Genomic DNA, 14,566 nt, shown 5'->3' with positions numbered 1-14,566 from the left:
CAATAATAGACGCCCATGGCGCATCCCCCCCTTCTCCAGATCGATCACCTGCACAAGCGCTACGGCGATGCCACGGTGGTCGACGATGTCTCGTTCTCCATCGCGCCCGGCGAATGCCTGGGCGTCATCGGCCCCAACGGCGCCGGCAAGACCACCACCATCCGCATGTGCCTGGGCCTGACCGCGCCCGACGGCGGCAGCGTGCACTTCCAACCGGAAGGGGCCGGCACGCCGCTGGCCATGCCCCAGGACGCGCTGGCCATCAAGGCGCAGCTGGGCGTGGTGACGCAGTTCGACACGCTGGACCCGGACTTCACCTGCGCGGAGAACCTGCGCATCTTCGGCCGCTACTTCGGGCTCAAGGGCGCGGTGATGCAGGAGCGCGTGCCGCGCCTGCTGGAGTTCGCGGCACTCACGCACAAGGCCGGCGCCAAGCCGGGCGAGCTGTCGGGCGGGATGAAGCGGCGCCTGTCGCTGGCCCGCGCCCTGGTGAACGACCCGCGCCTGCTGCTGCTGGACGAGCCCACCACCGGCCTGGACCCGCAGGCCCGCCACCTGATGTGGGAGCGCCTGCAATTGCTGGTGCAGCAGGGCAAGTCGATCCTGCTGACCACGCATTTCATGGACGAGGCCGAGCGCCTGTGTTCGCGCCTGCTGGTGCTGGACCACGGCCGCAAGATCGCCGAAGGCCGCCCGCGCGAGCTGATCGCCGAGCACCTGGAGCCCGACGTGGTGGAACTGTTCGGCGTGGGCGCGGTGGCGCTGGCCGAAGACGCCACCCTGCGCCCGCTCGCCGCCCGCGTGGAGGTGAGCGGCGAGACGGTGTTTTTCTACACGCACGACGCCCGGCCGCTGCTGGCCGCCCTCAGCATGCACGGACACCTGCGCACGCTGCACCGGCCGGCCAACCTGGAAGACCTGTTCCTGAAACTCACCGGCCGGCAGATCCGCGAAGACGGCTGAACCGGCCGCCTGGTAAAAAACCGGGCCCGCGCGGCTTTCGAAAAAATATTTCGCGCGGCCTGCATCCAAACGGCGTTCCCATGGGTAGTACCTGCAGCAGCGGAGATTGCTGCTGCTTTTTTCAACCCAACCGAAGACAAGGGAAACGCCATGACCATCCAGCCAACGCTCTCTCGCCTCATCCCCCTGACCGGCGCCATCGCCGCCGCGGCCCTGCTCGCGGCCTGCGGCTCCATGTCGGCATCGGGCCCGAAGTTCTCGCAGGACAGCCTGCCCGAGTCGATCAAGGTGCCGGCCGGCAACAAGGTGGCCTGGGAAACCGTGGGCGTGGGCGACATCACCTACGAATGCCGCGACAAAGCCAACATGCCCGGCCAGACCGAATGGGTGTTCGTGGGACCGAAGGCCGTGCTGAACGACCGCAGCGGCAAGCAGGTGGGCACGTACTACGGCCCACCCGCCACCTGGGAGGCGCAGGACGGCTCCAAGGTCACCGCCACGCAGCTGGCCGTGGCCCCGGCCGGCACCGGCAACCTGCCCTACCAGCTCGTGAAGGCCAACCCGGCCATGGGCTCGGGCGCGCTGACGGGCGTGACCTTCATCCAGCGCGTGGCGCTCAAGGGCGGCGTCGCCCCGGCCGCGGCCTGCACCGCCACCAACAAGGGCGACCGCCAGACCGTGAAGTACCAGGCCGACTACATCTTCTGGAAGGCCGCCTGACGGCCCGGGGCGGGTCTTTCAGGGTCGAAAGCCTTTGGAGCACGGCCATGTCGGCTACCATGCGGCCCACGTTCCGGGCGGCCGATCGACGCCAGCGCCCGGCCTTCGACCGCTGGAGCCACCGCCCCTTGCCTTCCACGCCTGCCGCTGACGACGACTTCGACTACGAAGCCACCCTGGCCCGCTGCGCGGCGGGCGACCGGCAGGCCATGCGCCGCCTGTACGAGCACGAGGGGCCGCGCCTGCTGGGCGTGGCCTGGCGCATCGTGCGGCAGCGGGCGCTGGCCGAAGACATCGTGCACGACGCCTGCGTGAACATCTGGACGCGCGCCGGCAGCTTCGATGCCAGCCGGGGCAGCGCCCGCGGCTGGATCTACAGCGTGGTGCGCAACCTGGCCCTGAACGCCGTGCGCGATGCGGGCCGCCATCTCGACGTGGACGACGACACCGTGCAGGCCCTGGAGGCCGAGCAGTCGGTGCAGGCCCACCGCGAGATCGCGGAAGCCTTCGAACTCAACGCAAGCCTGGGCCGCCTGCAGCACTGCCTGGAGGGCCTGGACCCGGCGCGGCGCAACTGCGTGCTGCACGCCTATGTGGATGGCTGCTCGCATGGCGAGATCGCCGAACGCCTGGGCGCACCGCTGGGCACTGTGAAGGCGTGGATACGGCGCAGCCTGACCTCGCTGCGGGAGTGCATGGCATGACCGCGCCGATCCCCCATCCCGCCGTGCCCGAAGACCTGCACCTGCTGGCCGGCGAGTACGTGCTGGGCACATTGTCTGCCGCCGCCCGCGCCCGCGTGGCGCAGCGCCTGGCATCGGACCCGGCCCTGCAGCGCGCCGTGGCCGACTGGGAAGCACGACTGCTGCCGCTGGCCGGGCTGGCCGAGCCGATCGCGCCACCGGCGCAGCTGTGGTCGCGCATCGATGCCTCGCTGCAGGCCGCCGACGGCGCACAGGCCAGCGCGCCCGCCACCCATTCACACGCCCATTCACCGGCCGCGTCGCCAGCGCCCCGGCCTTCCCGAAACTGGTGGAACCACCTGGGCCTGTGGCGCGGGCTGGCGGGCTCGGGCTTTGCCATGGCGGCCGTGCTGGCCGCGGTGCTGGTCACCCGCGTGGCACCGCAGGCCGCGCCCCCGCAGTTCATGGTGGTGCTGGTGGCGCCGCAGGACAAGGCGCCCGGCTGGGTCGTGCAGGCCAATTCGCCCAGCGCGCTCCAGCTCATTCCGCTGGGCGTGGCCGAAGTGCCCGCGGGCCGCGCGCTGGAGTTCTGGACCAAGGCCGACAGCTGGAGCGGGCCGGTCTCGCTGGGACTGGTCCAGCCCGGCCAGTCATTGCAGCTGGCACTGGAGAAGCTGCCGCCGCTGCAGCCCAACCAGTTGTTCGAGCTGACGCTGGAGCCCCCGAGCGGCTCGCCCATCGGCAAGCCCACCGGCCCGATCCAGTACATCGGCCGGGCGGTGAAGGTGCTGTGAGTCCGGCCGCGGCCCGTTGCTCGGCCGCCGCACAATAGCGCCATGTCCACCGCCCCCCACCCCAGCCCCGCCACGCCGGCCCGACCGGCCACCCCCTCGATCTGGCGCGCGCCCGAGCTGTCCGCCCGCTGGTGGCCCGTCTTCCTGCGCAACCTGCTGGTGTGGCGCAAGCTGGCCATCCCCAGCCTGGTGGGCAACATCGCCGAGCCGCTGATGTGGCTGGTCGCCTTCGGGTACGGCATGGGCGCGCTGGTGGGCCAGGTGAACGTGGGGGGCACGCAGGTGCCCTACATCCTGTTCCTGGCGAGCGGCTCCATCTGCATGAGCGCCATGAACGCGGCCAGCTTCGAGGCGCTGTATTCGGCGTTCTCTCGCATGCATGTGCAAAAGACCTGGGACGGGATCATGAACGCGCCGGTCAGCCTGGACAACGTGGTGCTGGCCGAGATGCTGTGGGCCGCCTTCAAGGCCGTGTTCACCGTCACCGCCATCCTGGGCGTGATGCTGGCGCTGAAGATCAGCCACAGCCCCAAGCTGCTCGTGGCCTGGCCCGTGCTGCTGTTCGTGGGGGTGATGTTCTCCAGCATCGCGCTGATCTTCAACGCGCTGGCCAAGGGCTACGACTTCTTCACCTACTACTTCACGCTGGTGCTCACGCCGATGATGTTCCTGTCGGGCGTGTTCTTCCCGCGCGAGCAGCTGCCCGCCGTGGTGCGCCATGTGTCCGACTGGCTGCCGCTGGCCAATGCGGTGGAGCTGGTGCGCCCGCTGTTCATGGACCAGTGGCCCGCGCACCCGCTGCGCCACGGCCTGGTGCTGGTGGTCACCACGGTGGTGGCGTTCTGGACGGCGCTGGCGCTCACGCGCAAGCGGTTCCAGGCCTGATCGAAAACGCCTTCAGGCCCCACCAGCAGCGTAGCTGCTCGGGTCCGCCTCAGGCCGCTGCGCGCAGCAGGTCCACGGCCTTTTCCGCGACCATGATGGTCGGCGCGTTGGTGTTGCCGCTCACGATGCGCGGCATGACCGACGCATCGACCACGCGCAGGCCGTCCAGGCCGTGCACGCGCAGGTCCGCGCCCACCACGTCCATCGCGCCGGGCCCCATGCGGCAGCTGCCCACCGGGTGGTACACCGTGTCGGCATGCTGGCGGATGAACTGGCCGATGGCCTCGTCGGTCTGCGCCGCGGCCGAGGCCGGCATTTCGCGCGCGCCGTGCGTGGCCAGCGCCGGCTGCGCCAGCCACTCGCGCATGCGGCGCACGCCGCGCACCATGCGCTGCAGATCGTCCGGATCGGCGAAGAAAGCCGGGTCCACCAGCGGCAGGGCGTGCGGGTCGGGGCCGGCCAGCGTGACCCGGCCGCGGCTCAGGGGCTGCAGCAGGCACACGTGGCACGAGTAGCCGTGGCCCAGCACCGTGCGGCGGCCGTGGTCCACGAGCTTGCCGATCACGAAGTGCAGCTGCAGGTCGGGCGCGGCCTCCTCGGGGCGGCTGCGGATGAAGCCGCCGGCTTCGGCGAAATTGGTCACCAGCATGCCGCGCCGGTGCGCCTGCCATTCGCGCACCCCGCGCAGCATCTGCCACGCGGCGGTGGGCGAGAGGCCGAACAGGTCCGTCAGGCGCGGCGCGTCCATCACCTGCACCACGTCGGGGTGGTCGTGCAGGTGCTCGCCCACGCCGGGCAGGTCGTGCACCACGGCGATGCCATGGCGCTGCAGCGCCGCGCCCGGCCCCACGCCCGACAGCATCAGCAACTGCGGCGACAGCAGCGCGCCCGCGCTCAGCAGCACCTCGCGCGCAGCGCGCACCGTGTGCGACTGCCCGCCCTGACGGTACTCCACGCCCACGGCGCGCCGGCCCTCGAACAGGATGCGCGTGGCGCGCGCGTCCGTCACCACCTGCAGGTTGGGCCGGCCGCGGTGCGGGGCGAGGTAGGCCTTGGCGGCGCTGAAGCGCTCGCCCGCGCGGTGGGTGACCTGGTACCAGCCCACGCCCTCCTGCGTGGCACCGTTGAAGTCGGGATTGCGCGCATGGCCGGCCTGCACGCCGGCCTCGATGAAATCGCGCGCGATGCGGTGGGGCGCCGGCAGGTCCATCACGTTCAGCGGGCCGCCCGTGCCGTGAAAGGCGTCGGCGCCGCGCTCGTTGTGCTCGGCGCGGCGAAAGTACGGCAGCACGTCGCTCCAGGCCCAGCCCGGGTTGCCCTCGGCGGCCCAGTGGTCATAGTCGGCCGGCTGGCCGCGCAGGTAGATCATGGCGTTGAGCGAACTGGAGCCGCCCAGCACCTTGCCGCGCGGCTGGTAGCCACGGCGCCCGTTCAGGCCGGGCTGCGGCGTGGTGTGCTGCCCCCAGCCGAAGGCGCCGGTGCGCGCCATCAGGGCGATGCCGGCCGGGCAGTGGATGAGGGCACTGGTGTCGGGCGGGCCGGCCTCCAGCAGGCACACGCGCACGGCAGGGTCTTCGGTCAGGCGCCCCGCCAGCACGCAGCCGGCCGAACCACCACCGATCACGATGTAGTCGAACATGTCCGTTGTCTCCTCTGTGCCAGTGGCCGCGGCCGCTGGGGTGTCGCACCGGCCGCGCCGTCCGCGATTGCCGATACGATCACGCCGATCCGCGCAACCCCTGTTTTTTGATTTGGCTATTTGGCCGGAAAGACTTTATATGACGATCACGACCGTCGGCATCATCGGCGCAGGCACCATGGGCAACGGCATCGCGCAGGCCTGTGCCGTGTCGGACATCCACGCGGTGATGGTGGACATCTCGGAGGCCGCCGTGCAAAAGGGCCTGGCCACCGTGGCCGGCAGCCTGGACCGGCTCATCAAGAAGGAAAAGATCACCGCCGCCGACAAGGACGCGGCCCTCTCGCGCATCCGCACCTCGACGAACTACGACGACCTCAAGGCCGCGCAGATCGTGATCGAGGCGGCCACCGAGAACCACGAGCTCAAGGTGAAGATCCTGAAGCAGGTGGACGCCATCGTGGCGCCGGAGGTCATCATCGCCTCCAACACCTCGTCGATCTCCATCACGCAACTGGCAGCCGCCACGTCGCGGCCCGACCGCTTCATCGGCATGCATTTCTTCAACCCGGTGCCGATGATGGCGCTGGTGGAGATCATCCGCGGCCTGCAGACCAGCGATGCCACGCACGACACGGTGAAGGCCCTGTCCGAGTCGCTGGGCAAGAGCCCCATCACCGTGAAGAACGCACCCGGCTTCGTGGTCAACCGCATCCTGGTGCCGATGATCAACGAGGCGTTCTTCGTGCTGGCCGAGGGCCTGGCCACGCCCGAGGACATCGACGCGGGCATGAAGCTCGGCTGCAACCAGCCCATCGGCCCGCTGGCGCTGGCGGACATGATCGGTCTGGACGTGTGCCTGGCGGTGATGAACGTGTACCTGACCGAGTTCGGCGACAGCAAATACCGCCCCTGCCCCCTGCTCAAGGAAATGGTGGCCGCCGGCCGCCTGGGCCGCAAGACCGGGCATGGCGTGTACGCTTACTGACCTTCCCCGGGGCATGGGCAGCCCCGGCCCCTCCAACGGGTCAGGCCAGTTTTGCTACATTTTTAATAGCGTAATGCCATAGTATTCATTGCGGTGGAGGCCATTTTTACGCATACGCCCGGCAGCAGGGCGCACGCGCCAAAGGACCTTCCACCGCGCTGCGATAACCCATTCGGCGCTGCCGGCTGCACGCTGCACGTCAAGCCCCCAGCGCTGATGGGGTGACGCCCAATTCAATTGCTCACAATTGAATTGGGCGTCACAATCCAGCCCATGCCCCGCCCCGACGCCCTCGCCCACCCGGTCTCCACGCCCAGCCCCGCCCTGCTGCAGCTGGACAACCAGGTCTGCTTCGCGCTCTATTCCGCGTCGCTGGCGATGACCAAGCTCTACAAGCCGCTGCTGGAATCCATCGGCCTCACCTACCCGCAGTACCTGGTGATGCTGTCGCTGTGGGAGCGCGACGGCATCACCGTCTCCGAACTGGGCGAGCGCCTGTTCCTCGACTCCGGCACGCTCACCCCGCTGCTCAAGCGCCTGGAGGCCTCGGGCCTGGTGACGCGGCTGCGCGATGCGCAGGACGAGCGCCGTGTACGCACCACGCTCACCCCCGCCGGCCGGGCCCTGCGCGACCGCGCTGAAGCCATTCCCGCCTGCGTGCTGGAAAGCAGCCAGTGCACCCTGCCCGAACTCACCGCGCTGACCCGGCAGCTGCAGCAGCTGCGCAGCCGGATCGGCTCCGGCTAGCAGCCCCGTCCTCACCGCTTTTGTCGTTCTCGCTTTCGTTGTCTTTTTTGTCCCTCAACCGCCCGCACCGCGGGCATTCACTGCAAAGGAATCACCATGCCATCGCTCGACCAAGTCCTCTACACCGCCCGCGCCCACACCACCGGCGGCCGCGACGGCGCCTCGCGCACCGATGACGGACGCCTGGACGTGCAGCTCTCCGCCCCCGGCACCAGCGGCACGGGCACGAACCCCGAGCAGCTCTTCGCCGCCGGCTATTCCGCCTGCTTCATCGGCGCGCTGAAGGCCGTGGGCGGCCAGCTGAAGATCGCCGTGCCGCAGGACGTGGCCGTGGACGCCGAAGTCGACCTGGGCAAGATCCCCAACGCCTACGGCATCGCCGCCCGCCTGAAGGTCAGCCTGCCCGGCCTGGACCGCGCCCAGGCGCAACAATTGGTGGACGCCGCCCACCAGGTCTGCCCCTACTCCAACGCCACGCGCGGCAATATCGACGTGACGATCACGCTGGCCTGATCGGCATCGGCCTCGAAGCCCCCCGGCCGTGTTTGAACGCGGCCGGGGGGCTTTTTTCGTGGTGCCGCAGACCGTGGCGCGCAGGGCGCTTCGCTGCGCTGCCCATGCGTTCGCGGCCCGCACCGTGCCGGCGCGCAGCCTGCGCGACCCTCCTGCATTCGCCAAGCCACAGGAATGCGAATGGTCTTACCCGTCAACTCCGGCACCCGCAGGGCCCCTGACCGCCGCCCGGACGAGGTGACCGCTGCGGCGAGGGCCGCCCCCGCTCCGACGCGCTCGAACCCCTCGCCGGACCTCCCGCTCGCGGCGCTGCACCTGTCCCGGGGGGCCGCGCCCATCCGGCCCCGCTCCGCGGGCATGACAGCATCGTCGATCGGTCACCGGGCCGGCACGGCCGCCGCCCTGTCGCCCGTGCAGTCCGAGGCCATCGCCCGGCTGCAGGATCTGCACCGGCGTTTCACGGATCTGGTGAACGACAACTGGGGCACGGAGGAACTGGACAAGGTCTTCGACCAGGCCATGCTGCCCACGTTGGTGGCGGCCGAAAGCGCGCGCCACCCGTCTCTGCCGCTGTCCCTGCTGGAGAGCCCTGCGGCAGTGCGGGCATGGTTCGCGGCGCCCCGGCCCGATGGCGAACGCGCCCGTGCCGTCCTTACGCTGCCCACCCCCGGCGAAGACCACGTCGTGGCGGCCGATCTCCAGCGCCACGCGGATGCCGTATCCATCGTGATCGCCGACCCGCTCCGGTTCAATCAGGAAAACCAGGCCCGCTACACCAGCGAGGTGCTGCCGGCGCTGGCGCGGCTGCTGCCCGAAGGCGGCACGGCGGCGCTGTTCATGCTGGACATCCAGACGTCCGACTCAGGCTGCCGCATCTTTGCGCTCTCGGCGGCGTCCAAGTTCGCGCAGGCTGGGGAGCGCCTGAACGCACTTCACCGGCAGGCCCTGGAATCGCCCGGCCAGCCACCCCGCACGGCGCTGGGCCGCACCGCACAGCCGCTGGCACAAGACGGAGCGGTGCAGGTGCTGGAGGGCAGGCACTTCCTGCCCGCCGAGTTTTTCAAGCACGCCCAAAGGCAAAGCAGCCTCGACGGCTGGAAACAGGCACAGGCCCCCGGCCAGGCCGACGCCGCGGTGAACCGCCGGGGTGAAAGCCTGCCGGACCGCCACCACGCCCATCGGCAGGAGCGCTACAAAATGCCCTTTCTGCTGCAGGCCGCGATGGCGCCGGACAGCGACGACGACGAGGCCGAACCCGTCAGCCCCCGGACCATGTCCGACATGCTGGAGGTGAGCGACTCCATCGAACGCAAGCGCATCGCCTTCATCGGCCGCGCCATCGCGTACCTGCACACGGCCTCGCCAGCGGAGAGCCAGGCACTGCTCGACCGAATGGTGGCCCACGACGTCGGCGAGCCGGACGACATCGCCGCGCTGGACCTGGGCCAACGCCTCTGGGGCCCCGATCCCCGCACGCTGCCGCCTGAATAGTGCCCGGCGCGCCCATCGAGGGTCACCCCCTGACCGGTTCTTTTGATTTCGTGGTCTTTCATGTGCCAGGCCGGGGATTTCATTGCCTCGATTGCTACACAAAAGATAGCAAAACAAATTCCGCGACCGGGACGGAAGGGACCGGTGCGGCGGGCATTCGGCCGCGATTGCACCTTTTTTGCGCTTCCCGCGCACTCACCCCCGCCAATGGCACCATTCGGAGCCATCATCGCAGGCGGCCCCGCCCCCGCGGGCCGATGCCTTTTCGCACCCTTGACCCCAGCCTCGCGCACCCGCCGCGTCCGCCATGAAGATCGCTCTGCTCGCCGACATCCACGCCAATCGCCATGCCCTCGATGCCTGCCTGGCGCATGCCCGTGCCCAGGGCGCCGAGCAGTTCGCGCTGCTGGGCGACCTGGTGGGCTACGGCGGCGACCCCGTGGCCGTGGTCGAGCAGGCGATGGCCCTGGCGGCCCAGGGCGCGCCCTGCGTGCTGGGCAACCACGACGTCGCGGCGCTGGACCCGCCCGCAGCGCCCACCCAGATGGGCGACCAGAGCGCGCAGTGGACGCATGCGCAGCTGTCGCCCCGGCACCGCGCCTTTCTGGCCACCTTGCCGCTCACGCGCCGCCTGGGCGCGAACACGCTGCTGGTGCACGCCAGCGCCGACCAGCCCAGCCACTGGCACTACGTGCAGGACGCGGGCGCGGCCGAGCGCAGCATGGCCGCGGCCAGCCAGCTCGACCCCGCCATCCGCTACGTGTTCTGCGGCCACGTGCACGAGCAGGCGCTGTATTTCCTCACGCCCACCGCCAAGCTGATGCGCTTTGCGCCGCAGCCCGGCGTGCCCGTGCCGGTGCCGCCGCACCGCCAGTGGCTGGGCGTCGCGGGCTCCGTGGGCCAGCCGCGCGACCGCGACGTGCGTGCCATGTATGCGCTGTTCGACGACCACGCCGCAACGGTCGCCTTCCACCGCGTGCCCTACGACCATGCCGCGGCCGCGGCCGCCGTGCGCGCCGCCGGCCTGCCCGCGTTCTTCGCCGATCGGCTGGAGCTGGGGCGGTGAGCCACGCCATCGCCCGGCCCGCCCGGCCCGCCCGGAGCCTCGCATGAAGCTGCTCGCGCCCGGCACCGAGGTGGACGGCTTCGTCGTGCACGAATGCCTGCACGCGGGCGGCATGGCGCACGTTTATCGCGTGGGTTATGCGGGCGCCGCGCGCGACGCGGGCTTTCCCATGGCGATGAAGATCCCGCGCATGACGGCGGGCGATGGCGCCGAGACCATCGTCGGCTTCGAGGTGGAGCTGCAGATCCTGCCCACGCTGAGCGGCAGCCACGTGCCGCGCTTCGTCGCCGCGGGCGACCTGGCGCGGCTGCCCTACCTGGTGATGGAATACATCGAAGGCCACACGCTGCAGCACTGGCTGGACCTGCCGCAGCCGCCGGACGCCACCACCGTGGCCCGACTGGGCGCGGCCATGGCGCATGCCGCGCACAGCCTGCACCAGCAGAACGTGTGCCACCTCGACCTCAAGCCCGCCAACGTGCTGCTGCGCGCGGACGGCAGCGCGGTGCTGCTGGATTTCGGCCTCTCGTGCCACGCCCACTACCCCGACCTGCTGGCCGAGGAGATGCGCGAGGCCGTGGGCTCGCCCGCCTGGATCGCGCCCGAGCAGGTGGTGGGCGTGCGCGGCGACCTGCGCAGCGACCTCTTCGCCATCGGCGTGATGCTGTACGAACTGGCCACGGGCGAGCTGCCCTTCGGCGCCCCCACCACGCGCGGCGGCCTGCGCCAGCGGCTGTGGATGACGCCCGCGCCGCCGCGTCGCCACCGGCCGCAGGTGCCCGAGTGGCTGCAGGAGATCATCCTGCGCTGCCTGGAGCCCGAGGCGGCGCAGCGCTACCCGTCGGCCGCGCACCTGGCCTTCGACCTGACGCACCCCGGGCAGGTGCCGGTCACCGAACGCGGCCGGCGCCTGCGCGGGCCGGGCGTGCGGGCGCACCTGCGCCGCTGGCTCAAGGCAGCGGGCATGCACTACCAGCCCAGCCCGCTGCCGGCGCGCCAGATCGAGGCGGCGCCCATCCTCATGGTGGCCGTGCCGGGCGAGGACGCGAGCGATGCCACGCTGTACTCGCTGCGCCAGGCGGCGGCGCGCTCGCTGGGCATCCGCCCCGGGGCGCGGCTGGCCTGCGTGACGGTGATCTCGCCCTCGGCCAGCAGCGCATCGGACAGCGAGCGCAGCGAAACCACGCTGCACCGCCGCCACCTGGTGCGGCTGCGTCAATGGTCCGCCGGACTGGACCTGGCCGGCCACAGCGCCAGTCACCAGGTGATCGAGGCGAGCGACGTGGCCCAGGCCCTGGTGCGCTACGCCCAGGGCAACCGCGTGGGCGTGATGATCCTGGGCGCGGCCACGCACGGCGTGCCGCTGCAGCGCTTCATCGACACCATTCCGATCCGCGTGGCGCGCGATGCGCCGTGCACCGTCATCCTGGTCAAGCAGCAGTTGCCCTTCACCGAACTGGCCGGGGGCGACAATGCCCCCCATGGATAACCTGCCCGGCACCGAGCCCACCTCTTCTTCCTCGCATCCCTACGCGCCCCTCACCCCCGACCTCGTGCTGGACGCGCTCGCCAGCGTGGACCTGTACGGCGACGGCCGCCTCATGGCCCTGGGCTCGTACGAAAACCGCGTATACCAGGTGTCGCTGGAAGACGGCAGCCGCGTCGTGGCCAAGTTCTACCGGCCGGGCCGCTGGAGCGATGCGCAGATCCTGGAAGAGCACGCGTTCGCCGCCGAACTCGCCCAGGCCGAGGTGCCCATGGTCGCCCCGCTGGTGCTGCAGGGCCGCACGCTGCACCAGCACGCGGGCTTCGCGTTCTCGGTCAGCCCCTGGCGCGGCGGGCGCACGCCCGAGCTGGACGACTTCGAGGTGCTGGAGTGGATCGGCCGCTTCCTCGCCCGCATCCACACCGTGGGCGAGGCCCGGCCCTTCGCGCTGCGCCCGGCGCTGGACGCGGCCACCTTCGCGCAGGAGCCGCACGACTGGCTGCTGGCCGAGGAGATCATCCCGCTGGACCAGCAATCGGCCTGGCGCAGCGCCTGCGAAGATGCTATTGAATTGATAGCACAAAGTGCATGGAATACCCCGGCAGGCGGCACGTTTGCCTTGAAGGATGCGCGCCCGCTGCGCCTGCACGGCGACTGCCACCCCGGCAACGTGCTATGGACGCCCACCGACCGGCCCGGCGGCGGCCCGCACTTCGTGGACCTGGACGACGCGCGCACCGGCCCGGCCGTGCAGGACCTGTGGATGCTGCTGTCCGGCGACCGCCGCCAGCGCACCGTGCAGCTGTCCGCGCTGCTGGACGGCTACGAGCAGTTCCGCCCCTTCGACCGTCGCGAGCTGGCCCTGATCGAGCCGCTGCGCACGCTGCGGCTGATCCACTACAGCGCCTGGCTGGCGCGCCGCTGGAACGACCCGATCTTTCCGATCAACTTCCCCTGGTTCGGCAGCAGCGACTACTGGCGCGGGCAGGTGGACATGCTGCGCGAGCAGATGGAGGCGATGCAGGAAGCGCCGCTGTCGGCCTGACAGCGGCGAGCACAAGATGCTCGATGGCCTTAGCGGCCCTGCGGAAAGCGCATGGACGGATGATCCGCTGCCAAGCCCGTGCGGTTCTGCAGGTCGTCGATGGCTTCCTCGTGCCTCTGGATGACGGGCTCCACTTGCCGTCCCAATCGTTCGGACTGTGCGGTCAACAATCGCACGGCACCCACCGGGTCATCGCCCAGGTCGATGCGTTGAGAGTTCTGGCGATTCAACGTTTGCTGCAGCGCCGTCAAATCTCCCGCCGCTGACTGCACCCGCGTGCGCAAGGATTCGAGTTCCCTGCGCACGGGCGAACCAAGCAACTCATTGGTGTCGGGGCCCAGCAATCCATTGATTCTCCGTTCGCGGGAGCGCAGCCCGGACAGCGCCGCATCGACGCCGAACGCAGCCGATGCCGATTCTTCGGCCTGCACACCGGCATTGGTACTTGCCGTGCGTTGATCCTGATTGCGGCGAACGGAAGCGTTCCCGCTGGAGCCGCCGATGCAATTGCCCATGAAGCTGTCCTCAAAATTTTGAACGGGCCATATTCCCTGAAAGCGCTGGGCAACGGCGAGGCAAGGCGAAGACCGGAGCATCCAAACGAAGCCGCGGCTGCAAATGCGGCCATGTCTGCGCGCGATACAAGGGGCCCCGGCGCACTCGAAGCGCCACCGATGCGTCGACGCCACGAATACATACCGCGGATTTTTCGATGAATGTTAACAATTGTCACATTCCAACCGATAGCGAAATTAAAAGGTAGTTTCGGCACCTCGCCGCGTCCCACCGGCGATCCGTATTCCATTGCCTTTGCCGTTTGCTGGTGCCCCATGCGTATCGCTGCCCTTGACGACGACCCGATCCTGATGGAGCTGATCCAGGCCTCTGTCGAACATGCGGGGCACCTGTTCCACCCCTTCACCGATGGCACCAGCCTGCTCAGGGCGCTGCGGACCGAGACCTTCGATCTGCTGATCGTGGACTGGCACCTGCCCGACATGAGCGGCATGGAAGTGGTGCGCACCCTGCGCGCCGGCCTGGCGCCGCAGATGCCCATCCTGTTCGTGACGCGCCGCAATGCCGAACAGGACGTGGTCGAGGCGCTCAACTGCGGCGCCGACGACTTCATGCCCAAGCCGATCCGCATGGGCGAACTCATGGCCCGCACCGCGGCGCTGCTGCGCCGGGCGTATCCGTCCACGGTGGCACGCACGCTCGATTTCGGCCGCTACCGCTTCGAGCCCAAGACGCGCACGCTGTGGATGGACGGCACGGCCGTGGACCTGAAGAACAAGGAATACGACCTGGCGCTGTTCATGTTCCAGAACGCGGGCCGCCTGCTGTCGCGCGAGCACATGCGCCAGAGCGTCTGGAGTGAGGTGCAGGACGTGCCCTCGCGCTCGCTGGACACGCACGTCTCGCGGCTGCGCAACAAGCTGGCCCTGTCGCCAGAGAACGGCTATGTCGTCAACGCGGTGTATGGCATGGGCTACCGCCTGGATGTGGTCGATGTCACGCAGTCCGCCTGACGCTGCACGCCAGCGCC

At 69.9% G+C, this 14,566-nt stretch carries 15 protein-coding genes and 1 pseudogene; 14 read left to right on the top strand and 2 right to left on the bottom strand.

The genetic code is table 11. From position 1 onward, the window contains the following. Positions 1 to 90: 90 nt before the first annotated feature. From AVTE2539_RS26330 to AVTE2539_RS00110, 6 genes and pseudogenes are all read left to right on the top strand, one after another. Positions 91 to 606: pseudogene (locus tag AVTE2539_RS26330) on the top strand (ATP-binding cassette domain-containing protein); the annotation flags it as partial. Positions 607 to 621: 15 nt separating this feature from the next. After that, positions 622 to 963 carry an ATP-binding cassette domain-containing protein gene (locus AVTE2539_RS26325; RefSeq protein WP_502868878.1) on the top strand — a complete coding sequence of 114 codons (342 nt, stop codon included), beginning with the start codon at positions 622 to 624 and terminating at the stop codon, positions 961 to 963. 150 nt (positions 964 to 1,113) lie between these two features. After that, positions 1,114 to 1,683, top strand: coding sequence for a DUF3455 domain-containing protein (locus AVTE2539_RS00125; RefSeq protein ID WP_272567102.1), 570 nt, complete (start codon positions 1,114 to 1,116; stop codon positions 1,681 to 1,683). 47 nt (positions 1,684 to 1,730) lie between these two features. Beyond that, a complete protein-coding gene (locus tag AVTE2539_RS00120) occupies positions 1,731 to 2,387 on the top strand; it encodes a sigma-70 family RNA polymerase sigma factor (protein ID WP_272567101.1) in 657 nt (218 codons plus the stop codon). Next, positions 2,384 to 3,160: an anti-sigma factor gene (locus AVTE2539_RS00115; RefSeq protein WP_284407938.1), complete on the top strand. Its 777-nt coding sequence runs from the start codon at positions 2,384 to 2,386 to the stop codon at positions 3,158 to 3,160. Before AVTE2539_RS00120 ends, AVTE2539_RS00115 begins: the two co-directional genes overlap by 4 nt. A gap of 42 nt (positions 3,161 to 3,202) precedes the next feature. Then, entirely contained in the window at positions 3,203 to 4,045 is an 843-nt protein-coding gene (locus tag AVTE2539_RS00110) for an ABC transporter permease (RefSeq protein ID WP_272567099.1), read from the top strand. Between the two features lie 49 nt (positions 4,046 to 4,094). Here the strand turns inward: AVTE2539_RS00110 and AVTE2539_RS00105 are convergent, their stop codons facing one another. After that, positions 4,095 to 5,684, bottom strand: coding sequence for a GMC family oxidoreductase (locus AVTE2539_RS00105; protein ID WP_284407937.1), 1,590 nt, complete (start codon positions 5,682 to 5,684; stop codon positions 4,095 to 4,097). Positions 5,685 to 5,823: 139 nt separating this feature from the next. Here AVTE2539_RS00105 and AVTE2539_RS00100 point away from each other — a divergent pair, with 139 nt between their 5' ends. The 7 genes from AVTE2539_RS00100 (at position 5,824) to AVTE2539_RS00070 (ending at position 13,020) form a co-directional block, all read left to right on the top strand. After that, positions 5,824 to 6,672 carry a 3-hydroxybutyryl-CoA dehydrogenase gene (locus tag AVTE2539_RS00100; protein ID WP_284407936.1) on the top strand — a complete coding sequence of 283 codons (849 nt, stop codon included), beginning with the start codon at positions 5,824 to 5,826 and terminating at the stop codon, positions 6,670 to 6,672. Between the two features lie 273 nt (positions 6,673 to 6,945). Then, complete coding sequence (locus AVTE2539_RS00095; RefSeq protein WP_284407935.1) at positions 6,946 to 7,419, top strand: MarR family winged helix-turn-helix transcriptional regulator; 474 nt, start codon at positions 6,946 to 6,948, stop codon at positions 7,417 to 7,419. A gap of 96 nt (positions 7,420 to 7,515) precedes the next feature. Continuing rightward, positions 7,516 to 7,932 (top strand): organic hydroperoxide resistance protein, encoded by a 417-nt coding sequence (locus AVTE2539_RS00090; protein ID WP_272549265.1) that lies wholly within the window; start codon positions 7,516 to 7,518, stop codon positions 7,930 to 7,932. Between the two features lie 180 nt (positions 7,933 to 8,112). Then, positions 8,113 to 9,423 (top strand): YopJ family acetyltransferase, encoded by a 1,311-nt coding sequence (locus AVTE2539_RS00085; RefSeq protein ID WP_284407934.1) that lies wholly within the window; start codon positions 8,113 to 8,115, stop codon positions 9,421 to 9,423. 307 nt (positions 9,424 to 9,730) lie between these two features. Further along, positions 9,731 to 10,489, top strand: coding sequence for a metallophosphoesterase family protein (locus tag AVTE2539_RS00080; RefSeq protein ID WP_284407933.1), 759 nt, complete (start codon positions 9,731 to 9,733; stop codon positions 10,487 to 10,489). Between the two features lie 43 nt (positions 10,490 to 10,532). Then, positions 10,533 to 11,978 (top strand): bifunctional serine/threonine-protein kinase/universal stress protein, encoded by a 1,446-nt coding sequence (locus AVTE2539_RS00075; RefSeq protein WP_284407932.1) that lies wholly within the window; start codon positions 10,533 to 10,535, stop codon positions 11,976 to 11,978. Next, positions 11,971 to 13,020 carry a serine/threonine protein kinase gene (locus tag AVTE2539_RS00070; RefSeq protein WP_284407931.1) on the top strand — a complete coding sequence of 350 codons (1,050 nt, stop codon included), beginning with the start codon at positions 11,971 to 11,973 and terminating at the stop codon, positions 13,018 to 13,020. The genes AVTE2539_RS00075 and AVTE2539_RS00070 overlap by 8 nt, the downstream gene beginning before the upstream one ends. A 29-nt stretch (positions 13,021 to 13,049) precedes the next feature. Here the strand turns inward: AVTE2539_RS00070 and AVTE2539_RS00065 are convergent, their stop codons facing one another. Further along, a complete protein-coding gene (locus AVTE2539_RS00065) occupies positions 13,050 to 13,616 on the bottom strand; it encodes a hypothetical protein (protein WP_284407930.1) in 567 nt (188 codons plus the stop codon). A 234-nt stretch (positions 13,617 to 13,850) separates the two neighbouring features. Between AVTE2539_RS00065 and AVTE2539_RS00060 the strand changes: the two genes are divergently transcribed. Continuing rightward, positions 13,851 to 14,549: a response regulator transcription factor gene (locus AVTE2539_RS00060; protein WP_284407929.1), complete on the top strand. Its 699-nt coding sequence runs from the start codon at positions 13,851 to 13,853 to the stop codon at positions 14,547 to 14,549. The last annotated feature ends 17 nt before the right edge of the window (positions 14,550 to 14,566 follow it).

Source organism: Acidovorax sp. SUPP2539, from assembly GCF_030158975.1.
Taxonomy (GTDB): Bacteria; Pseudomonadota; Gammaproteobacteria; order Burkholderiales; family Burkholderiaceae_C; genus Paracidovorax.
This window is presented reverse-complemented; position numbering and strand designations above follow the sequence as displayed.